General features: G+C 56.6%; 13 protein-coding genes. 9 read left to right on the top strand and 4 right to left on the bottom strand.

What is annotated here, in order from left to right; genetic code table 11:
* Positions 1–61 precede the first annotated feature (61 nt).
* Together NHH03_RS07920 and NHH03_RS07915 are read left to right on the top strand one after the other, a co-directional pair.
* Complete coding sequence (locus NHH03_RS07920) at positions 62–1,525, top strand: hypothetical protein (RefSeq protein ID WP_253155225.1); 1,464 nt, start codon at positions 62–64, stop codon at positions 1,523–1,525.
* Entirely contained in the window at positions 1,522–5,517 is a 3,996-nt protein-coding gene (locus NHH03_RS07915) for a LamG-like jellyroll fold domain-containing protein (RefSeq protein ID WP_253155224.1), read from the top strand. Before NHH03_RS07920 ends, NHH03_RS07915 begins: the two co-directional genes overlap by 4 nt.
* Before the next feature lie 119 nt (positions 5,518–5,636).
* Here the strand turns inward: NHH03_RS07915 and NHH03_RS28350 are convergent, their stop codons facing one another.
* From NHH03_RS28350 to NHH03_RS07905, 3 genes are read right to left on the bottom strand one after another with little or no spacing between them, the layout of a single operon-like run.
* Positions 5,637–5,804 (bottom strand): hypothetical protein, encoded by a 168-nt coding sequence (locus NHH03_RS28350; protein ID WP_390895539.1) that lies wholly within the window; start codon positions 5,802–5,804, stop codon positions 5,637–5,639.
* 30 nt (positions 5,805–5,834) lie between these two features.
* Positions 5,835–7,274: a DUF1501 domain-containing protein gene (locus NHH03_RS07910; protein WP_390895538.1), complete on the bottom strand. Its 1,440-nt coding sequence runs from the start codon at positions 7,272–7,274 to the stop codon at positions 5,835–5,837.
* A complete protein-coding gene (locus tag NHH03_RS07905) occupies positions 7,274–10,474 on the bottom strand; it encodes a DUF1553 domain-containing protein (RefSeq protein ID WP_253155223.1) in 3,201 nt (1,066 codons plus the stop codon). Before NHH03_RS07905 ends, NHH03_RS07910 begins: the two co-directional genes overlap by 1 nt.
* A gap of 121 nt (positions 10,475–10,595) precedes the next feature.
* Here NHH03_RS07905 and NHH03_RS07900 point away from each other — a divergent pair, with 121 nt between their 5' ends.
* A complete protein-coding gene (locus tag NHH03_RS07900; protein WP_253155222.1) occupies positions 10,596–11,375 on the top strand; it encodes an AraC family transcriptional regulator in 780 nt (259 codons plus the stop codon).
* A gap of 287 nt (positions 11,376–11,662) precedes the next feature.
* Here the strand turns inward: NHH03_RS07900 and NHH03_RS07895 are convergent, their stop codons facing one another.
* Entirely contained in the window at positions 11,663–14,149 is a 2,487-nt protein-coding gene (locus tag NHH03_RS07895) for a TonB-dependent receptor plug domain-containing protein (protein WP_315861431.1), read from the bottom strand.
* Positions 14,150–14,440: 291 nt separating this feature from the next.
* On the opposite strand from NHH03_RS07895, the gene NHH03_RS07880 reads away from it, so the two are divergent.
* From NHH03_RS07880 to NHH03_RS07855, 6 genes are all read left to right on the top strand, one after another.
* Positions 14,441–14,656, top strand: a complete 216-nt coding sequence (locus tag NHH03_RS07880; protein ID WP_315861430.1) for a hemin uptake protein HemP — start codon at positions 14,441–14,443, stop codon at positions 14,654–14,656.
* A gap of 14 nt (positions 14,657–14,670) precedes the next feature.
* A complete protein-coding gene (locus NHH03_RS07875; protein WP_253155220.1) occupies positions 14,671–15,378 on the top strand; it encodes an energy transducer TonB in 708 nt (235 codons plus the stop codon).
* A 308-nt stretch (positions 15,379–15,686) separates the two neighbouring features.
* Entirely contained in the window at positions 15,687–17,987 is a 2,301-nt protein-coding gene (locus tag NHH03_RS07870) for an alpha/beta fold hydrolase (protein WP_253155219.1), read from the top strand.
* Between the two features lie 44 nt (positions 17,988–18,031).
* A complete protein-coding gene (locus NHH03_RS07865) occupies positions 18,032–19,810 on the top strand; it encodes an arylsulfatase (RefSeq protein WP_253155218.1) in 1,779 nt (592 codons plus the stop codon).
* A gap of 437 nt (positions 19,811–20,247) precedes the next feature.
* The gene (locus NHH03_RS07860; protein ID WP_253155217.1) at positions 20,248–21,756 is read left to right on the top strand and encodes an arylsulfatase; all 1,509 of its coding nucleotides are present in this window, start codon (positions 20,248–20,250) and stop codon (positions 21,754–21,756) included.
* A gap of 34 nt (positions 21,757–21,790) precedes the next feature.
* On the top strand, positions 21,791–22,533 hold a 743-nt coding region (locus tag NHH03_RS07855), incomplete at its 3' end, for a sulfatase-like hydrolase/transferase (protein ID WP_253155333.1).

Here is a 22,533-nt window from a genome sequence, read left to right as displayed (position 1 = left end):
TCCGCTGTTTCAGCGCCGCGTTGGTCCGACTTCTTCTCCCTACGATCCTAGGCTTGCCAAGATGTTTCTGTCTTATCGAATGGGCGTCGTCACCTGTCTGATGCTGATGTGGTTCAGTGGCGAATCGGCGGTCACACAGGCACAGCAACCGCTGTCACTGCATCCGCAAAATGATCGCTATTTCCTGTTTCGTGACCGCCCCACGGTGCTGGTCACATCGGCCGAACACTACGGTGTGCTGCTGAACCGGGCATTTGATTTCGAACCTTATCTCGACGAATTGGCGGCGCAGGGTCTGAACCACACGCGAGTGTTCAGCGGGGCGTATCGTGAGATCAAGGGTTCATTTGGGATCACGCAAAACACCCTTGCGCCCCAAGACAACGATTACGTGTGTCCCTGGAAACGCAGCGATAAAACCCATGCCGATGGATCGCCAATTTTTGATCTGGATCATTGGGACGACGCCTATTTCCAGCGGCTCGATGCACTGATGAAAGCGGCATCACGACGTGGCATCGTGGTCGAAATGTGTCTGTTCAGTCCGATGTACAAACCCGCGCTGTGGGACGTCAATCCGATGAACATTCGCAACAACGTGAATGAGGTTGGCGATTGTGGTTCCCAGCAGGTCTACACAACAGAGAATCCAGATCTGCTGCGCGTTCAGTCGGCATTGGCGGAGAAAATGGTCGACGTTCTGATGCCCTACGACAACGTTTACTTGGAAATCTGTAACGAACCTTATTTCGGCGGCGTTACCGATGCGTGGCAACGACACATCATCGACGCAGTGGTCGCCAAGCAGGAACAGGTCGGATCCAAACATCTGATTTCGATCAATGTCGCCAACAAAACGAAACGTATCGAGAACCCACATCCCGCCGTTTCGATTTTTAATTTCCACTATTGCTATCCGCCGGTGGTCGTCGAAGAAAACAGTCACGTCCACGGTGTGATCGGCGAAAACGAAACAGGTTTTCGCGGCAGCGAATCATTCCTGTATCGCACCGAAGGCTGGGATTTCTTGGTTGCTGGTGGAGCGATCTTCAATAATCTGGACTACTCGTTTAGCGCGCAACATCCCGACGGAACGCTCACCGGCTATTCCTCGCCCGGTGGCGGTAGCCGCCAATTGCGTCGACAACTCGGTGTCTTGAAATCGACATTTGATCGATTGCCGATTCCTGATTTGGAACCACAAGCCAAGCGTTTCGCCAAAGTCCCCGATGGCTATTCGGTCTCGGCGATCGGGCAACCGAAAAACGTCTACTTGGTTTATGTGCATGTGGATCTGCCTGGTCGTCTGAAAGACCAACCGGCGGAACAGTTCACCCAAGCGAACAACGATGTGCAGTTGATATTGGAATTGCCGGAAGGACGCTATGGGGTCAAACAGATCGATCCCTCGACCGGACGCCGAACCGATCAAACATCCATCGAAGCCGGATCGGGCAAATCGGTTGAAATCACATTGCAGGCGTTCACAACCGATACCGCATTGTTAATTGAATCGTCGAAATGAATGACGAGCTACAGGATAGGAACGAGAAGATGGCGATCCGGATGAAGCGAATGATTTTTGGTCTGGTGGCTATGTTCTCGGGACTCGGCGGCTGGACCACAGCCATCGGTCAGTTGGAAACAGCAATGAATCCGGCTGAGTCCGCCAAGCGATTTGATATCGATTGCTTTCCCCAGCCCTATCGATCGGTCGATTGGACGACGGCGTGGAAATCCGGTGATGTCCGTTTGGGCGAAAAATTATTTCAACTGCGCTGCGCGGCCTGTCATGTGACTGACGAGGTGACACCCGGAAATCAGCCAAGTGTGGGCCCGTCACTCGCTGGCGTCGCAGATCGTCTTGCTCCCGAATTCATGGCCCAGTCGATCGTCGTGCCCAGCCAGAACATCGACGCGGGTTACCAGCCGTGGAAAGTGTTGACGGTCGACGGCAACGTTGTGATCGGCCACCTGATCAAAGATCCAAATGCCGACCCAAGTTCGACCACGCTGCAAACGATGAACGGCCAGCGAGCCACGTTCGCGGCGGATGACATCGAACAATTCGTCAAGAGTGACCTTTCGGTGATGCCGGTCGGGCTGGCGACGGGACCCGATGACGTTAAACATCTGACGGCATTTCTGATGATGCTCTCGGCACAGCCGGGGGCGGCCGAGCGATTGGACAAACTACGCCAGCGATGGGCCGCCAACGACGCCGCAGAACGCGAGCGGCTGATCGCTGAGGGTTCCTTTGCGACACCCGAATTTGACAGTGGGCGTCCGCAACCAGTTCCCCAGGGATCGCTGTCGCTGGGTTCGGGACTGGCGATGCGCCGTGGCTACTTTCGCGGAGTGCCGCTGGGCGAAATGGAAGGCTGGACGATCTCCGTTTGGTTTCAACCGCACTCCAAGATCAAAGGCGACCTGTTTGGACTGGTACTGGGGGCGGCCGATAACCAAGCGGTTCGTGTCACCTATGAATCCGGAAGACTTTCGGTCAGTGGTCCGGGTAGAGGACGAAATCCGCAGCGTTGGACGCTCGACGCCGGCAACGTCGCGGTGGACAAATGGCACCAACTGGTCATCACGCGATCTCAGGCTGCTGGCATGAACGTCTATGTCGACGGCAAGCTTTCCGTCGAACATCGCCGCGACCAACTGGGCTATGGCCAGTCGTTCAACCAGTACCACTTTGGCGCTGCGGTGCTGGGCCAACAAAAAGATGAAAACGGTCAATCCAAACAACAACTCGGTGACTTCTTTGATGGTTTAATCGATGATTTTACAATGTACGATCGGCCGCTGAGCGGCGACGAAGTCTCGCGGCTGCATGATGGGGAGATGATCCCTGAATCGATGGTGGCGTTCAATGATTTTGAGAATGTCAGTCATCGGGATCTGGCTCGGTTCGTTCCCAGTGCTGATAGCGATGCCGATCTGGAGGAAGGCCGGCAGCTCTATGAAATGAACTGTATTCAGTGTCATAGTCCGGACGGGATTCAGCCGCCAAAAAATCCGGCGGCGCGGATTTTTACCAAGCACAAGATGGAAAACGGCGGCGATCCGTACAGTATGTTCCGTACGATCACCTATGGGTTCCGCAATATGATGGCCGCTCCGCAGTTGAGCCCCGAAGAACGCTACAAGGTGATTCATTTCATCCGCGAAAAAATGATTCGCCAGCAGTCACCCGAGCTGTACGTGGAGATTCCCGAGACCTACACCAACGCGATGCCACACAATCCGCGCGGCAGTGGTGCGGCGGCAGCGCGGGTCGAAGCGTTGGCAAAGTCGGGTTATCTGCGTGACTACGGTCGAGCGCTGATCGCACCGGTTCAGGGCACCGCGCAGAATGGCATTCGCAGTGTGAACGCATTGGTTGTCGATTTAGGAAACGAGACGACGATCGCCTATGACCTGGGGACGATGAAGTCTTTGGGAGCATGGCAGGGCGGGTTTCTCGATTTCAGCAACACGCTGCACCATAAATTGCGAGCCGCCGGGCAGCCGCTCGCACGATTCGATTCCCTGCCCGGCAATGGCGATTGGCGATGGGCGTGGGACGGCGATGCGGACACAACGCCGCCTGATCTGCGCCCCCTGACCGTCTGGCCAGAATCGCAAGTTCGCTATCGGGGACACTACCCCGACGGCGATCAGATCATTGTCTCCTATGCCGTTCAAGGCCGTGGTGTTTTGGAAAGCCCAATACTGGAAAACCCGGCACTGGAAAACACACAGACGGTCCACCCAGTGATCGTTCGCCGAATGACGATCCAGCCGGCGGCAAATGCGCTGGAGCTGGTTGTCGCGGCCGGGCAAAACGCTAAAGCTGTGATCGCAGGCGACCAGGCGACGGTGACGATGGATCCCCACAAGCGTCCCAAGGACAGCTCGTCAGCGTTTTTCGTGACCTTGCAGACGCCGTCGAACGAGGCGTCTGAAAGGCCACACTGGCGAATCAGCAATGACGGTGCGCTGGTGCTGCATGTGCCGCCCTCAACCGCTCTGTTGAACTTTAATCTGGTCACGACCGGCACGCCCAAACAGGCTGATCCAAACACGTCTGTCACCCAACCGGCGGACATGGTCGACCTGACCCAACGGACGACTGGTGGAACGCGGCGCTGGGGTCAGACGCATACGATGAAGGGCAAACTGGCCACGGATCAATTCCAGGGTTACGTGATGGACAGCGTGCCGGTGCCACTGAAAAACGCTTACAACACTTGGATGCGAACCGCGTCGCTGGCGTTCTTTCCGGATGGTCGGCTGGCCGTCGCCACCCTTAGCGGCGATGTCTGGATCGTCACCGGTCTCGACGATGGCTTGAAAGCGGTGACCTGGCAGCGGTTCGCAGCCGGGCTGTATGAACCGCTGGGAATGAAGGTTGTCGACGATGTTCTGACCGTTGGCACCCGCGGTCGGATTGTCAAACTTCACGACTTTAACAACGACGGTGAAGCTGATTTCTACGAAGCGTTCTTCAACGAGCCCGAACCGGATCCGGGCTGGCATGCCTACAGTTTTGATTTAGAAGTCGGCGACGACGGATCGTACTACTACGCGCGCGTCGGAGGTTTTAGCGATTGGTCCGTCCCCGGCGGAATCGTACGAGTGGCCGCCGATGGCAAGTCATGGGAAGTGGTCGGAGCCGGTTTGCGAGTCCCCAATGGAATCGGTCGCTTGCCTGATGGTCGTATCACATTCGGCGATAATCAAGGCACCTATGTTCCCGCCAGTAAGATCGCGATCACCCACCCCGGTGCATTTCATGGCGCTGGCAAATGGCCTGATCGCGAGGGTGACTATGATCCAGAAAAGATTGTCGCGCCGATCGTCTACATGCCACAGGAACTCGATAGCTCGGCCGGTTCGCAGTTGTGGGTTGAACCCGATGCTCGCTTCGGTCCGCTTGGCGGTCAATTTTTTCACACCTCCTATGGCCGCGCCAGCACGATGGTGGTGTTGTTGGATGAAGCCGACGGGATCACCCAGGGAGCGGTCTATCCGATTCCGATGAAAATGGAATCGGGCACGATGCGGCTGGCGAAGGATCCGGCCGACGGACAACTGTATTTCTCTGGACTGACTGGCTGGCAAGCCGGCGCAACACGCGAAGGCAGTATCCAGCGCATGCGGTACACAGGCGGCGATGGTTTGTATTTGCTGGCGGCCAAAGCACGCCAAGGTCGATTGGAATTGACTTTCAATCAGCCGCTCGATCCGGCGCTGACTGATTTCAGCCAATGGACGGTCCAGGCTTGGAATTACAAGTGGTCGGCCCAATATGGGTCACCTCATTTCAAAGTCAGCGAGCCTGGTGTCGAGGGCATGGACGTGTGGGAAATCGACGACGTTCAACTGTCCGGCGACGGCATCAAGGCTGTCATTAAGGTGCCGGATCTGCAGCCTTGCGACACACTAAAACTAGATTTCACGGTGAACGCCAAGGACGCGACATCGTTGTCGAGTCCGCTGTATTTCACCATTCACAACCTACCGAAGTGACATTCAGTCGGCCTTCGTTTCGAACGGAACAATTTCCCAAGTTCGGTGACGACGTTGTCGTTGGGATCAAACCGAAATTGCCCGCTGGGGTAAGGCGGATACCACAGCAAGCAATCGCGTCATTTTCTCGCTTGTTTCACTTGAAGTTCATTCACAGTGGCAGTCCCGCGATTGAGTTTGATCGTGAATTCCCCACTGCGATGGTCGTACGCTCGGCAGGAAAACGCCCAAGCATCGTTCACGAAACACTCAATGATGGTTCCCTGAACAAACGCGGTGATTGTCAGTGGTTTTGACCGGTCGACCGTGACATTGCGTTAGGACAAAAGATCGTGCACCACATCGCCATGGACATCGGTCAGCCGGAACCGTCGGCCTTGGTATTTGTAGGTCAGACGCTGGTGGTCGATCCCCATCAGGTGTAGCAGGGTCGCATTGAAGTCGTGAACATGAACGGGGTTCTCGACAACGTTGTAACCAAATTCGTCAGTGGATCCGTAGGTGATACCCGGTTTAATTCCGCCACCAGCCATCCAAGTCGTGAAACAGCGAGGGTGGTGATCACGGCCGTAATTGGTCGGTGTCAAAACGCCTTGCGTGTACGACGTGCGGCCGAACTCGCCGCCCCAAATGACCAGCGTGTCGTCCAGCATGCCCAGTCGTTTAAGATCTGTGACCAGCGCGGCCGACGCTTGATCGGTTTCCTTCGCCTGGCCCTTGATCTGTGCCGGCAGATTGGAGTGTTGATCCCAGCCTTGATGATACAACTGGATGAACCTGACATCGCGTTGTGCCAATCGTCGCGCCAACAAACAGTTTGCCGCGAAGGTACCGGGTTGCTTGGCGTCTTGGCCATACAGCTCGAACGTCGACTCCGGTTCATCCGAAAAATCGGTTGCATCGGGAACGCTGGTTTGCATCCGAAAAGCCATTTCGTATTGCGCAATTCGCGACTCGATCTCGGGATCGAGTTCGTTTTGAAACTGGTGTTGGTTCAGCGAGCGCAGTGCGTCCAACTGAGCCCGACGTCGTGACGATGGAATGCCTTCCGGGTTGCTCAGGTACAGCACCGGATCGTGCCCGCTACGAAATTGAACGCCCTGGTATTTGGAATCCAAAAATCCGTTTCCCCACAGTCGAGCATACAGCGGTTGGCCGCCCTGCGCGGCGGAAACCAATACGATAAAGGCGGGTAAGTCTTCGTTCTCGCTACCCAGACCGTACGAGAGCCAAGAACCCAGCGACGGCCGGCCGGCGATCTGGGAACCGGTCTGAAAGAACGTGATCGCCGGGTCATGGTTGATCGCTTCGGTGTGCATCGATTTGATGAAGCACACCTCGTCGACGATGTCGCGGTGGTGCGGCATCAATTCGCTCAACCAGGCTCCCGATTGGCCGTGTTGTGCAAATTTGAAGTGGGAACCGGCAAGTGGCAGCGATGTCTGGTTGACCGACATTCCCGTCAGCCGTTGCTGGCCGCGAACCTCGGGCGGAATCTCCTGGCCGTTCATCTTTGTCAGCAGCGGCTTGTAATCAAACAAATCCTGTTGGGCCGGTCCGCCCGACTGGAACAGATTGATGATTCGTTTGGCTTTTGGGGTGTGGTGAAGCCCGCTGCCAAGCAGGCCGTCTTGCGCGCCTGCCGCAGTGGGCGATTCGCTGCCCAGCAGACCCGCCAGCGCCGCGGCGCCAATGCCGCGCGCATTGTTTTGAAAGAAATGGCGACGATTGATTTCCAATGGATCACGCAACATCATTATCGTTTCCAAATGGTGGCATCGAGGTTCAAGATGATTTGACATAGATTGGTCACAGCGGCCAATTCGGCGGGGTCAAGTTCACTGTCGCGCTGAGCTTCGCCCCGGTTCAGCAATTCGGTGGCCGCTTCGGGGTGCTGGCGGTAGTGTTCCCTTTCGTCGCTGAGCAACTGATCAAGAACAGCACGCTCGTCGGCATCCGGCTTGCGTCCGGTCAAACGTAGCATCGCCGCGTCGATCGGATCGTCCCCGCTGTCCCGCAACAGGGCTTCCGCCAACACGCGTGAGGATTCGATGAACTGCACATCGTTCAACAACACTAACGCTTGCAACGGAGTGTTTGTCCGTGAGCGTTTCACTGTGCAAACCTCTCGTGTTGTTGCATCGAACGCCATCATGTTCGGCAGCGGTGCCGTGCGTTTCCAGACCGAATACAGCGATCGCCGGTGCAACGATTTGCCAACCGACTGTTGGTAGGGAGGCGACATGCCGTTGGCTTCCTTCCACAAATCTTCGCCCGGTTGATAGGGTGACACCGGTGGCCCACCCTGCTGGTCGTCGAGTAAACCAGAGGCGGCGAGTGCGAGGTCGCGGATCTGTTCGGCGGCCAAACGATGTGACGGTCCGCGTGAGAGTGATCGGTTCGTCGGATCCGCTTGCAGCGCCGCTGCACTGCACCGTGAATCCTGTCGATAGGTTGCCGACAGTACGATCGAGCGGCACAGCCGTTTCACATCCCACCCGCCGTTGATGAAATCGCGCGCCAACCAATCGAGCAATTGTGGGTGCGTCGGTAGATCGCCCTGCAGCCCAAAATTTTCCGGCGTGCGTACCAGTGGTGCCGCAAAGAAGTTGCCCCAAAATCGATTCACCGCCACGCGGGCGGTCAGCGGGTGTCGTGGGTCGGTGACCCAGCGGGCAAGTCCCAAGCGGTTGTTCGGGGCGCCGGCGGGAAACGGCAATGGCAATCCCGACAGCGTGCTTCGCTCGACCAGCGTGTCCTCGTTCTTCGGCGCGTCATATTCGCCACGCGCCAACACATGAGCGGGCCGCGGTGTATCCATTTCCTGCATCACCGGGATCTCTTGAATGTCCTCCTCGGACATCACGAACGCTTTGCGAGCCGCCGTCAGTGCCGCCATGGATCGACGGGCCGGTTGGTCGATGGCAGACACGTAGTATTCAAAGCTCGGTTTCCGCGCTGTGTCGACGCCTCCGGTCGCCAGCGACTGCAGTTCCTCCGCAGTCAGGTTTCGTAGATAAACCCGCACGTCATCGATCAGTCCGCCGGCTAGGCCTCGGGCGCGAAACCGTTGTCCGACCACGAATTCACCACCGTGATCCACCACGACGTTGCAACTTTTCTTCAAGGAATCACGAACGATTTCCGTTTTCAGCGGCGCGCCGTTTAAATACAGTTTCAACCCAGACGCTTGCGAGGATCCGTCATAGGTCGCCGCGACCTGGTGCCAAACGTTTACGGGAATCGGATCGACCGTGCGCACGCTGATGGCATTTCCCGGCCAAACACGGGCCATCCGCGATTCCAAGTGCCCGTTTTCAATCGTCAAATCCCAGCCGTTGTATCCACAATCGGTGCCGCGGGTGTGATGAGCGATCAAGCTGCGGTCGGCAGCGCGATTGGTTTCGCGAAATGTGATCACAACGCTGATCGGCAACCAGCGATCAAAGGGTTCGATCCCCGTGGTCGTCACACCTCGTTCGCCGTCCAACGAGAGCGCGCGGCGAGGCGGTTGCTGCTGCGACTGGGGATCGCGATCGTCAGCCAGTGATGGAGCGAGCCTTTCGATCGCAGATTCTTCCACGGTGACCAGTTCGGGCATCGGTGCCCCGGCCCGATCGGACTGGGTCGGTCGGTAGACATGCTTGAGCGATGCGTCGTAGTCACGATCAAACGCGATCGCCAATCGCAAATCGCTGATCTCTAACGTCGGGCCGGAATCTGGACTCCAGTTCTGGTAGCGCTCACGGGCCAGTTCGCGCTGCTCGCGATAGTCTGCGTCGGCTGCGTCCATCGCTTGGCGTGCTTGTTCCAACGCACGCTGCTGCTGGGGTGTCGGTAGCAACAGTGACGGGCAAGGCACTTTTTCGGTCCGATCGTACACGCCGCTTTCGTCGATCGAATTGAAGTAGGCTGACAGGGCGTAATTATCACGCGTCGGAATCGGATCGTACTTGTGGTCGTGGCAGCGACAGCATTCCAGGGTCAGCCCCAGCACTGCGGTGCCGAAGGTCTGAACGCGATCGGCCACGTTTTCCAGTCGCCATTCCTCGAACACCGCGCCGCCCTCGTTGTTCAGCCGATGAATTCGGTTGAACGCGGTCGCCAGTCGTTGTTCGCTCGTCGGTTGGTCCAACAAGTCGCCAGCGAGCTGCCAAGTCAGGAACTGGTCGTAGGGCAGGTTTTGGTTCAGCGCGCCGACGACCCAGTCGCGGTAGGGCCACTGGGTGTTCAGTTTGTCCGATTGGTAACCGTAGGAATCGGCGTAGCGAGCGGCGTCGAGCCAGGCGATCGCCATTTGTTCCCCGAACGCCGTGGAGGTCAACAAACGGTCCACGGCATCGCGGTAGGCATCGTCACCTGATCGAGCGATCGCCGATTCAAACGCTGTGATCTCGTCAGGCGTCGGCGGCAGCCCGGTCAGATCCAACGTCACGCGTCGCAACCAGCGCAGTGGATCGGCCTGGTGGTTCGGTTCCAGACCTTGACGGTCTAATTCCGCCATCACAAAGTGATCGATTGTTTCACGGCACCAGGCAGGTTTGCTAACCGCTGGCACTGCGACCGCATCGGGCAGCAGTTCGAACGCCCAGTGACTGGCGTAGACCGCGCCTTGTTCGACCCAGCGGGTGAGCGTTTGCTGTTCTTTTTCGGAAAGCGACAGATTCGAATGCGGCGGCGGCATCTGCATGTCCGGGTCGTCGCTAAGAATGCGATCGAGCAACTCGCCGGATTCGATCGCGTCGAGCGCTTCGTCACGAATGTCCAATCGCAATCCGGATTCGCGTGTCGCAGCGTCTGGGCCGTGACAGAAGTAGCATCGGTCTGAAAGGATCGGCCGCACATCGCGATTGAAATCGATCTCGTCCGCGAACGTTTCGGCGTGCCAACCGCAACACGCTATCAAACCGGCCAATAGCAGCGAGGTGTTGAACAGGGCGGATTTTCGACGTTGCATGGGGATCGCTGGAAACCGAGGGGATGGGGACGCCGCAAAACAGTGAATCGACGCTGGCATTCTGTGCCAATCATGCCGCCTTGTCTTGCACGTGAATGCTTTTGCTGTGTAAAAATACAGCATGGAAAAAACACCCCTTCGTCAAGCCTTTTTTGATCGTTTGGCCCCCGGGCAGCAGGTTTTGCAGCTGTTTGACCTGTTGCCGGACGTGTCGTTCTTTGTCAAAGACGAGGGCGGCCGATTCATGGCGCTCAACCGGCGTGGCTGCGAATACTGTGGCGTGCTGTCGGAATCCGAGGCGATCGGCAAAACAGACCACGACTTTTTCCCGGCGGTGCGGGCCGACGAGTACCGGCTGGATGACTTGCAGGTCCTGCAGAAGGGCGAGGCGATCATCAATCGGATTGAGAGTGCGCCGGAGGAAGCCGGGTCGCCGCGATTGGTGACGACCAGCAAAATTCCGCTGCGGAACCGTCGTGGCCGCGTGATCGGCGTCGCCGGTTTTTCACGCCAAGTGGAACGCATGCAGTCGGGCACGGCGGATTCGATGGCCAGCGTCATTGAGTACCTGCACCAGCACTATCGGCAAGACATCGCAACCGGAAAACTTGCGGAGATGGCGGGGTTGTCGATCAGCCATTTCGAACGCCGTTTTCGACTCGCATTCGGGGCCTCGCCGCGACAGTATCTGATCCGCGTTCGCATCGAAAATGCGGCCAGCATGTTGCGTGAAACGGATCGCTCGGTCACCGAGATCGCGCAGTGTTGCGGCTTCTATGACCACGCTCACTTTAGCCGCAGCTTTCGCCGATTGATGAACCGATCGCCGTCAGCATACCGAACGCAAATGCAGCCCAGCAAAACGAGCGACAAACGATCGCCGGATCAATCAGCGTCGTAGCTGGCTTGCAAAAGAGCGTCCCAACGATCCCTATGCGTTTTGAAGTTGCGCTTTTGCAATTCACCCCGCCCCGCGGGAGAGTCGGACGTCCAAGCGGCAATTTGACGAGTCATTTGCGTTGAAAAGGCTGTTGAGCGCTGGCTTCAAAACTCACGCTTCGGGTTACCAAAATCCAATGCCCCACGCAAAAGCGCTGGCTTCAATCCCTGTCGTCGTCGCCCACACCGCTGGCAATCCATTCCAAGCGGCCCTGCTGTTCGGCATCGAAGCCGCGAAATTGCCTCGCGCTACAAGGCGTATTGATAGCCCAGCACGGCGTTAAATCCTGGTCCATCCACGCCACTCCCGAGCACTCGATAGTACTTGTCGGTGATGTTTTCCAGTGACAGTGAAACGGTGTGTTGGTTGCGGTTGCCGAATGATCTTCCGCTGCGAACGTTCAGTGTCGCGTAACCGGGCGTCCCACCTGCGATGAATCGTACATCGCCCAAGTTCGATTCCGCGTAGCGATCGGCTCGGTCAACCATCCAGGTGAAGACATCCAGGTAACCGCCGTTGGATGGGTCGTTCAAACGCAAACCGAGGATGCCTTGCGTGGGTGGGATCCGAGACAACGGATCGTTCTGTGTCGTGTTATTTCCGTAGGTGTAATAAAAGTTTCCGTACAAAGCGACGTTGCGATCGAGCAGGTATTCGCCCGCCAGTTCGGTGCCGTTAAGGTAGGCTTCTTGGTTCGTCAAGAAACGCTGGCCGCCAATGACATCACGGGCAATGAAGCTGTCGAAATCCGTCCAAAATTCGGTCGCTTGAAGCCGCAGTCGATCGTAGTTGAATTTCAAGCCGACCTCGTAAGTCTGGCTATGTTCCGGTTGGACATCCAAGTTTCCCACCAACGGCGTGGATTGTCCGTTTTGCAGGAAAGTTTTGTTGGCCGTCAAGTCGTCAATGGTCGGTGCTCGGAAGCCTTCATAGTAACCGCCGACCAAACGTAGTTCTTCGGTCAATTCGTAGGACAGTCCGACACTCGTAATCCAGTCTTGAAACGTTCGACTGAAAAACTGTGGTCCGATCGTGTCAAAGTTCGGTGAACCAGAGACATTGATATTTTCGTAGCGAATCGAGCTCGTTGCATCCAGGCGATCGGTCAACGGGACGTACCACGATGCGAATAGGCCCACTCGGTCGGCTTTGGCGTCGTCAGGGTACTGTGGATCATCGGGCGTCGGGGTTGCGCCGGGCAGCGTCGGGTTGTCGATGCGAACCCGTGTGGCGTCGATGGATTCGCTGTAGAAATCCGTTCCATACGTCAGCTTGCCAAAGTCGTTCATGTTCTTGACGAATGACATTGTCGTGCCCCAGCCCCAGTCGTCGAACTCGCCGATTTCTCGCCGCGTCGGCACGGCGTTCGCATCGTTACTGGCATAGCGATCAACCACCGATGCTTCTTTGGTCCTCATGCCTGAAAGTGTGGCCGAGTAGACATCTGCAAAGAACAGGTCATCGGGCAACAGTCCTTCCAGCCGTCCATAGATCAGATCGCGTTGTTGCGGATCAAACACGGTCGGCCGCTGCGTCGGCACGCTTCCATCGCTGGCGGGGCCCAGGACGAACGGCAAGTAACGATCACTGCGATCAAGGTCTTGCTGCTCGAAGTGTTGCATCGCGATGGTCAGCAAGTGATCTTTCGTCAACATGCGTTGCAGTTTCAAGTCGCCAGCGAACTGGGTGTAGTCTGTTCCCGGTTGACGTCCAAATTCTCCACCGCGATCCAGGTTGCCAACATCCGAGTATGACACACCGCCCGTGATTCCAGTTGCTCCGTACCATCCGCCGAATCCGGTGCGAGTGTACGAAGATGCTTCGGCAGTGCTATAAAACTGAGTGAAACGAGGGCTCAGGTAATCCCCGCGCAGTGGGTCGGCGGAGCGGGTGATGATGTTGATGACACCACCGATTGCGTCGCTGCCCCACAATGCCGATTCGGCTCCGCGAATGACTTCGATCCGCTCGACCGAACCGGGGTCGATCGTCGCGGCGTACTGGTTTGGACCGGGTCGCAGAATACTGGTGTTCATCCGAATGCCATCGACCAAAATCAGGATTTGCTGGCCTGTTAAACCGCGAATGAACGGCGATAGTTGGCCGTTTCCGGTTTGTTGTAACTGCACGCTGACTTCGTTTTGCAATGCGCGGAACATCGACGACGCTTGACGACGATCGAGCAACTCTCGGTCGATGATCGTGCCGAGTCTTGGTGTGTCGAACAGATCCGTTTCACCCCTTAGGACACTGTTCAATCCAGTGATGTCACTCATCGAACCACCAAACGTTTGTTCGCTCAACGATTCAAACGATTCGCTAAAGGGGCCGTTGTTGTTGGCTGAACTGTTGCCTGTATTGGAGGCGTTAAAGTTCGCGTTGGTGGGCGCAGAATCGTCCAGCGCAGACGACTCGGTCGGCAGCGAAAACGCGTCGGATCCGCTGGCCGACGGCGAGACCGATTGCGGTTGATTCGTCGGCGGCTGGACTGGTGGGGAATCGAACGTTTCGATGGGCGGCTGCGTCGGTGGAATCGTTTCGGGAGCCGCTGAATTCGCGGGCGGACGCACTTCGATTTCTGGCAACGTCGGCGCGTCGTCCTGTTGAAGCATCGCTGCCAAGGACACGGCAGCGTTGTTGGACGAAGAACTGGGTTCAAATGGGTTGTCTGCGGCGAATCCACAGGCATTGATCACCAGCACTAAAGCCAGCGAAATCGGTGAAGTCCTTTTCACGAGTATTCCTTCTCAATGGAACGACACCACCGCGTTGGCGACAAAGCTAGGCTGTGGCGATCGTTCTTTTCGGTCTATCAGCTTCGATCGGCACCAGCCCTTCTTTCGCGTGATCCCGCACAACACCACCCGTCAAAGTCGCCGCAGCCGATAGGACCCGAGCGGGAAGAATGAGGGAACCTGCGCAGATTTCCGCCATTCACGGCGGAAATTTCACCGCCCGGTGTCGCAATTCGGCGTGGTCTGTGGCGGGAATGCAAGCGAGGGCATTTTCCAGGTCTTGTGGAACGAATGTTGCTATCCACGCCGGTCATGAATCAATCCGTTCCGCCCTGTCCTGATGACCGACCCGAACAGCATTCCCTGTCGCAACCAGACGAATCACATGCACGTGTTCTAAGTTCGACCGATCTTTTCCAAGGTCGGCACGAGGTATGGATTGACCATGAGGGCACCCTGTACCGGCTTCGACAAACTGGGACGGGGAAATTATACTTGAGCAAGTGACTCACACGAACCCAATGAAACGATCGATGGCGCTGTCATGCATCCTGCACGCGACCGCGCTGTTGGTACTGTCCGCTGTGCCGCTGTCGCTGGACGATCGACTTTCCATCAGCGGGCAACGTGAGATCATCGCGATTGAATTGACGATGACCGCACCGTCACCCGTCGCTACGGCGTCGATCGCCATGCCGGTCAAATTACAACCGATCGAAATCGAACCAACGCCTGAAAAGCGTCGCGTCGAGCCGGCCGAAACGAGTCTGCCACTCGCCGAGTTCGAGTTGGCTGAGCGACCGATCACATCAATCGTCAAGCAAGTCCCAAAACGATCGGATCCCAGTCGCGACCTGCCGCCGGTCACGATGACCACGGTTGCCCGTCCCCGCCGCGCTCCATCGGTGGCCGCCCCACCATCCCTAAAAAATCCGCCCCTTCAAGCGGTCGCTGGTCAGGCGGAAACAAAGGTAGAATTTTTATCAAACCCACCACCCAAGTACCCCGCTGCCGCGGTGGCAACCCGAATCGAAGGCACCGTGTTGTTGAAACTGCACGTCAGCGATCTCGGAAAAGTCGAACGCGCCGACGTCATGAAGTCCAGCGGCAGTGGTTTGTTGGACCGAGCCGCAATGGATGCGGTGTTGCAATGGTCGGGCAACCCCGCCACTCGCCTAGGCCGACCCATTGCGTCGGTCGAAGTCTTGCCCATCCGATTTCGCCTCTGATGGCAACCGCACGCTCGTTGCTCACGCAGTCTGGCCCGGTCACATTCTATGCGGAATAGCCGAACCTTGTACGGCTGTTGATCGACGGTAGGGCCTGGAACAGTTCGCCAGTGCCGATGGACGACGGTTTCCATCGGTGGTTTCCATCGATCAGTGGCAGCTGCGGGGCAATCCCGGTGACACGGAACACCCGCAAGTGAATCTTGGAATACAATCTTTCTGCGGCAGTCAGTCAACTGACAAATGGGTGCCGCTTGGTTTTTGGTTCCTGACCCCTTTCTTCGTGGCCCAACACCGGGAACTAGGACATGATTCGCACACCGTGGATTCGAACAACTTTCATCCTCTGCGCTGCGATTGCGTCTTTATGCGGTGGCGGTTCGTGGTCGTTGGCTTCCGACTCTCGACCAAACATCGTTTTCATCTTTGTGGACGACCAGGGGTACTACGACCTGGGTTGTTATGGGGCGACGGAGGTTGAAACGCCGCGAATCGATGCGATGGCGGATCAGGGAACGCGGTTCACCGACTACTACGCTGCGGCTCCAATCTGCAGTCCGTCACGAGCGGGTCTGTTGACCGGATGTTACCCGCGGCGAGTCGGCAACGAGACTTGGGTGCATCGCGCTGATTCACGATCAGGCATTCATCCCGACGAACTGACCATTGCGGAATTATTAAAGGCGAACGGCTACGCGACCGCGTGCATCGGCAAATGGCACCTCGGATTTGAGCCGCCACTGCTGCCAAGAAATCAAGGTTTCGATCACTATTTCGGGTTGTTGCACAATCTTGATCCGGTCGAGTTCGTGTATTTCCAGGACCAGGGTGGCGTGCCGTTGATGCGAAATGGCGACGTCGTTAAACGTCCCGCCGATCCCTCAGAACTCACCCGGCTCTACACCGACGAAGCGATTGAATTTATTGAAAAGAACAAAGCGGGGCCGTTCTTCCTGTATCTGCCGCACACGATGTTGCACAATCCACTGGGCGTGAGTGACGAATTCAAAGGCAGCTCGAACTGGGGTGAATACGGGGACGCGATTCAAGAGCTCGACCACAACGTCGGCCGTATTTTTGATTCACTCGACGACTTGGGCATAGATGACAACACGATTGTTATCTATGCATCGGACAACGGACGTGGCCCCGGACGCACGCCGGATCAGCAGATTCGCGGACACAAGCTATCGACGTATGAAGGTGGCATTCGCGTGCCAGCAATCGCATGGGGCCCCAAGTTTGGGCTGCAGTCGGGCGTGCAGTCATCTGCGGTCGTCCGTGCGATGGATTGGTACCCCACACTGGCCACGTTCGCCGGCATCGAAGTCCCCGCAGGACGTGTGATCGACGGTCGCGATCTCAGCCCGTTGTTGAAGGGTGAAACTCAAGTCGTGCCCCCTCCTGGATTGAAAATGTCGCTCAACGCATCGCTGCCACTGCGGCGTCGATGGAGCCCGCCTGGAGAATGGCAGCCGATCATCAAACGCAATGAATACAACGACGCGTTCTTCTATCACGGCAGCCAGGGAGCATTGTCCGCAGTCCGCTGGAAGAACTGGAAGCTCTATTTGAACCCCTCGCTTGAGCTCTATGACTTGGCAAATGATCCGGGGGAATCAAAGCTTGTGCGTGACCGAGACATCACGCGGAAGTTGCGTGGCATGGCGATTCTGTTTCAAGACGAAATGCGGCTCGACGCACGCCCGGCCGGCGAAGCTCCGGCGAAACCGCGTGTCGATGGTGCAGCGGTGATTTCGCAATCGATGCTGGATCAAATCGATTCAAAGCTAGACGTGACTTACGCTCGCTATGCAGATCGAACGTTGGAGATGGATTTGTATCGACCCAAAGGGGTTTGGGGCAATTTGCCGGCGATCGTTTGTATTCACGGCGGCGGTTGGGCCAACGGCACTCGAGCCAATCATGGCAAAATCGCTCAGGCGCTTGCGTCGCGCGGATATGTCGCCGCCACGATTTCCTATCGCTTGAGCGGTGAAGCTCCATTTCCGGCCGCCATCCACGATTGCAAAGCCGCGGTTCGGTTCTTGCGGGCCAACGCGTCGCAATACGGCATCGATGCGAACCAAATAGGTGCCATCGGGCTTTCAGCCGGCGGGCATTTGACGGCTCTGTTGGCAACCTCTGCTGGGGTCGCTGAATTGGAAGGCGAAGGAGGCAACGCAACATTCAGCAGCGCGATTCAAGCCGCTGTGCCGATGGGTGCCCAAACCGATTTTCTATCGGCTCGTACCAAAGAGATTTCCGCAATCGAGGGGCGTGGAACCATTTGGCGACAGTTTCTCGGCGGCTCGCAGGCAGACAAACCAGCGACCTATCAGCTCGCGTCACCGATGCATCATCTCGACAAAAATGATCCACCCTGCTGGTTCATCACCGGCGAGACTGATGACCCGAGCACGCACGCGGATGAATTTCGCCGACGAATGGAGCCGTTGGGGATCGATTCAAACCTAACGGTGATTGCGGGTGCGCCGCATCCATTCCTCGGCAAACAAGTTTGGTTTGACGAGATGCTGAATGTCTCCGACGCATTTTTCAGCAGCACTCTCAATCACGATTCACTCCCAACCGTTCGAAACGACTAGTGCTCCGTCCACCTTTTCCCTGAACAACTGTGAACTTTTGACCCATGTTGATATTCCGCACCCTTTCACTGGTCGTTTTCCTCGCTGCGTTGGTTCCATTGAACCCCGCTGCAAATTCAAACGCCATGGCCGATCGTCCCAATGTCATCGTTATCATGAGCGATGATCAGGGCGGTGGTGACTACGGATTTGTAGGTAACGAAATCATTCGTACTCCGCAGCTTGACGGCATGCATGCACGCAGCGGGTACCTGGACAATTTTTACGTCAGCCCCGTGTGTGCCCCGACACGGGCGAGTCTGATGACGGGCCGCTACAACTATCGCACTCGATGCATCGACACCTTCGTCGGACGCGCCATGATGGACACAGACGAAGTCACCCTCGCAGAACTCCTGCGTGATGCCGGATACCGCACGGGGATCTACGGCAAATGGCACATGGGCGATAACTATCCGCTGCGAGCGATGGACCAGGGTTTCCAAGACAGCCTCGTGCATCGCGGTGGCGGGATCGGGCAACCATCCGATCCGATCGGTGCCGAAGCCAAGTACACCGATCCGACGTTGTTCAAGAATGGCGACGAAGTCCAGATGAAAGGCTATTGCACCGACATCTATTTCGATGCGGCGATGGAATTCATGGCAAACAGCGTGAAGCAAGGTGAGAACTTCTTCACCTACATCGCGACCAATGCACCACACGGGCCGTTTGGCGATGTACCAACCGAGTTGTACGAGGAATATCGCGACGTCGACTTTTCGCCGATCTTGGTCAACGACATTCCAGAGAAAAAACGTAAACAAGAATTTGATAAACTCGCGCGCATTGCCGCGATGATTACCAATATCGATCAAAACGTTGGCCGACTGTTTGAGAAACTCGATGAACTCGGGATCGGCAACAAGACGATCGTCATCTATCTAAACGACAATGGCCCCAACTCGATGCGCTATGTCGGCAACATGCGTGGTATGAAATCGCACGTCGATAATGGTGGTATCCGTTCACCCTTGCTGTTTCATTGGCCGGACAAAGTTTCCGCCAACCGAACCTCGTCAGCATTGTGCGCCCACATCGACATCCTGCCAACGATCCTGGATGCCTGCGATGTCGACGCGCCTGCGGATCTTCACTTGGACGGTAAAAGCTTTCTGCCGCTATTGACCGAGAACGATCCACCGTGGCCTACGCGGCAAGTCATTTTCCAGGCTCATCGCGGCAACGTGCCCCAGCAGTTTCACAACTTCGCCCTGCACGAAGACAATTGGAAACTGGTTCATCCAAGCGGCTTCGGCAAGGAGAGTTTCGACGGCCAGCCAAAACTTGAACTTTATGATTTGAGCCAAGATCCACGTCAAAAGAATGATCTGTCCGAGATTCGTCCCAAAGTCAAGCAACGTTTGACAAAAGCGTACGAAGCCTGGTTCGCCGATGTCAGTTCAACTCGCCCGGACAACTATGCACCGCCGCGAATTGTGATCGGAACACCGCACGAACCGGTCACAGTGCTCACCCGCCAGGATTGGCGTCATGCCCAGGGGAAACCATGGGGCGCGAGTTCAAACGGTTTTTGGCTGCTCGACAATCCACAGGCCGGGGAGTTTACGATCGAAGTCATTCTTGCCTCGGATAACCATCCCGCTGGAACGGCAACGATCAAGACCGGCGACGCTTCGTCGACGATCCCGATCCTGCCGAACCAGCAACGTGGACACACGGCAAAAATCCACGTCGCCAAAGGCCAATTGACCTTGGCGGTCGATGTCGACTTTGGCGGCCAAGTCCAGGGACCGCATCAAGTGGTACTGACCCGCGATTGACAACGCATTGGCCCGGCAATCGGCTAGCTGATCGATTCGAAAATGGCGCTCCTCTGCCACGCGGTTGAGTGGCATCCCATTGGCCTGCCGATCGAGATAGGACGTGAGTTTCATTCGGGGGGTGTGTTGCAAATCATTACCTTGGTGTCGCAATATGGCATCGAATCCGCCTCTAGGCGAGCGGAAAATGATTCCCCCTCCGAATCTGCATGACGAAAACAGCAAGATCACAACTCGGTGCGTCAGTTTTGAAGCCAGCGCTTTTATGGTAACCCGACGCGTCAGCCAGCGATTTAGCCGGTGGAGGGGATCCCTCGCTGATGCGTCGGGTGAGAAATCATTAAGAACGATCAACAGCGCAGTGCCGGTCGATCGCTCTCGGCGGTGTTGGTGCAGTTTTCGAGAGAGACCAGATGCTGACGAATTGGAATCATTCAGTGAATGCAAGAACCCTCATCAATGCGGCCGTGCTAGCTGCACTCGCCTTTGCCGGAATCGCCCAGGCGAAGTCTTTGGTGGGGACGCGACCGAACATCATTTTGGTGATGACGGATGACCAAGGCATGGGCGATTTGTCTTGTCTGGGAAATCCAATTCTAAAGACTCCAAATCTCGACCGGTTTTACGATTCGTCAACGCGTTTTACTGATTTTCATGTCAGCCCGACTTGTGCGCCGACACGTTCAGCCCTCCTCAGTGGTCGTGCTCCGCTGAAGAATGGAGTGACGCATACGATTCTGCAACGCGAGCGGATGACGCTGGACGTTTTCACCGTTCCCGAAATGTTGAAATCGGCCGGCTACACGACGGGTATTTTTGGCAAGTGGCATCTCGGCGACGAACAAGCTTACTTGCCGGGAAGCCGTGGATTTGACGAAGTGCTAATCCATGGAGCCGGCGGCATCGGGCAGGTCGGTCTGGACGATTTCCCGCCCAACGCAGTGAACCCCTACTTTGACAATGTCTTGCTGCACAACGACACGATCGTGCAGACGAAAGGGTTCTGTACCGATTTGTTTTTCAGGTCGGGGTTGGCATGGATTAAACAGCAGCACAGTTCCAATGTGCCGTACTTTGCCTATCTCTCTTGCAACGCTCCGCACGGTCCCTATCACGCACCAGAAAAAAATAAGCAACGGTTTCTCGATGCCGGCTATGACCAGAAGACGGCGGCGCGGTACGGGATGATCGAGAACATCGACGAGAACTTTGGCTTGATGATGGAAAAGCTGCGCCAGTGGAAGGCGCTGCAAAACACCATCGTGATCTTCATGACCGACAATGGAATGTCGATGCCGATGATCCACCAGAACGGGAAGCCACAGCCACCATTCAATGCCGGCATGAAAGGCAAAAAGAATTCCCCCGATGAAGGCGGCAGCCGAGTTCCCGCATTTTGGTACTGGCAAGGCATTCTTGGTGAAGGAGTCGATGTCGATGCGCTCACCGCGCACCTTGATCTCTACAAGACATTCAGCGAACTCGCTGGTGCGACTTTGCCAGAAACGATGCAAGAGTTGGATGGGCGTTCGCTGCTGCCGCTGCTAAGCGATCCCGATGCCGAGTGGCCTGACCGCGAATTGTTCTTTCACTGCGGACGTTGGGCAACGGGGAAGGCGCAGCAGGCAAAGTTCGAGAAGTGTGCCGTACGGACGCAGCGATGGCGTTTTGTCAACAATGAACAACTTTATGACATCACTCAAGATCCAGGTCAGGCGCAAGATGTGTTCGAGTCCCATCCAGATGTTGTCCAGCGACTGAGAGCGTCATACGACCGTTGGTGGGCTTCGGCCATTCCCTTGATGGTCAACGAAGACCTGCCGCGCGTGACCCGCGAAAATCAACCACTGGCGATCCGCTACCGCAGGCAGCTGGACGAACAGGGGATTCCCGATTGGACGCCCGATGAGATTGAAACTGCCCCGGGATCGCACAATGAAAAATGACGTTTGGGAATTTTGTCGAAAGTGTCCCTTGCCCATGTGGGTTCTCGGTGGCTGCTTGGCCGCGATGGCTTGCGACGACATTGCTGCTGCGGAACGTCCCGAACGGCCGAACGTCGTGCTGATCCTGACGGACGATCTCGGCTGGCAGGATGTTAAGTGCTACGACATCGACGAACCATCACCGATGGAGACTCCCAATATCGACGCCTTTGCAAAGCAGGGAGTGATGTTCTGGCAGGGTTACTCGCCGGCTCCGACCTGTGCACCGTCTCGCTGTGCCATCCTGAGCGGCAACCATCCCGCGCGGGCTCAAAAGACGCACGTTGTCGGTGGGGCGCCGCCGACGCCGATCAATCATCACTTCCGCATGATGGACCCGTGGTATAGCGGTCGCATGCCGGCAGACGAAATGACGTTGGCAAAGGCATTGCACCAAAACGGATACACGACCGGCCACTCGGGCAAGTGGCACATTGCGATCGATCATCACGCTTTTCCGCAGCCCGAAGACGTGGGATTTGATTTCACCCGGTCCAGTCGCGGATCGCGCACGGGAATGAAAGATCGCCTATCGGGCTTCGCAACGAAGGAAGCGCACGATCCCTACCGGATGGATGAAAACGGGTATCCGTATCACCAGACCAACGAAGACGCCCTGGAGTTTCTGCGGGAGAACAAGGACAAGCCGTTCTTTCTCTATTACGCGACCTGGTTGGTTCACGCACCCATTCACACACGGTCCCAGGAACGGCTTCAGATGAGGTGGCCTGGGTTTTG

Source organism: Stieleria tagensis (assembly GCF_024129865.1).
GTDB lineage: Bacteria > Planctomycetota > Planctomycetia > Pirellulales > Pirellulaceae > Stieleria > Stieleria tagensis.
The sequence above is the reverse complement of the archived record's forward strand: the minus strand, read 5'-3'. Positions and strand labels throughout refer to the sequence as shown.

Coding starts and splice junctions, on each gene's coding strand:
- NHH03_RS07920 (WP_253155225.1), top strand. CDS start 62: ATGTTTCTGTCTTATCGAATGGGCGTCGTCACCTGTCTGATGCTGATG.
- NHH03_RS07915 (WP_253155224.1), top strand. CDS start 1,522: ATGAATGACGAGCTACAGGATAGGAACGAGAAGATGGCGATCCGGATG.
- NHH03_RS07910 (WP_390895538.1), bottom strand. CDS start 7,274: ATGATGTTGCGTGATCCATTGGAAATCAATCGTCGCCATTTCTTTCAA.
- NHH03_RS07905 (WP_253155223.1), bottom strand. CDS start 10,474: ATGCAACGTCGAAAATCCGCCCTGTTCAACACCTCGCTGCTATTGGCC.
- NHH03_RS07900 (WP_253155222.1), top strand. CDS start 10,596: ATGGAAAAAACACCCCTTCGTCAAGCCTTTTTTGATCGTTTGGCCCCC.
- NHH03_RS07880 (WP_315861430.1), top strand. CDS start 14,441: ATGTTGCTATCCACGCCGGTCATGAATCAATCCGTTCCGCCCTGTCCT.
- NHH03_RS07875 (WP_253155220.1), top strand. CDS start 14,671: ATGAAACGATCGATGGCGCTGTCATGCATCCTGCACGCGACCGCGCTG.
- NHH03_RS07870 (WP_253155219.1), top strand. CDS start 15,687: ATGATTCGCACACCGTGGATTCGAACAACTTTCATCCTCTGCGCTGCG.
- NHH03_RS07865 (WP_253155218.1), top strand. CDS start 18,032: ATGTTGATATTCCGCACCCTTTCACTGGTCGTTTTCCTCGCTGCGTTG.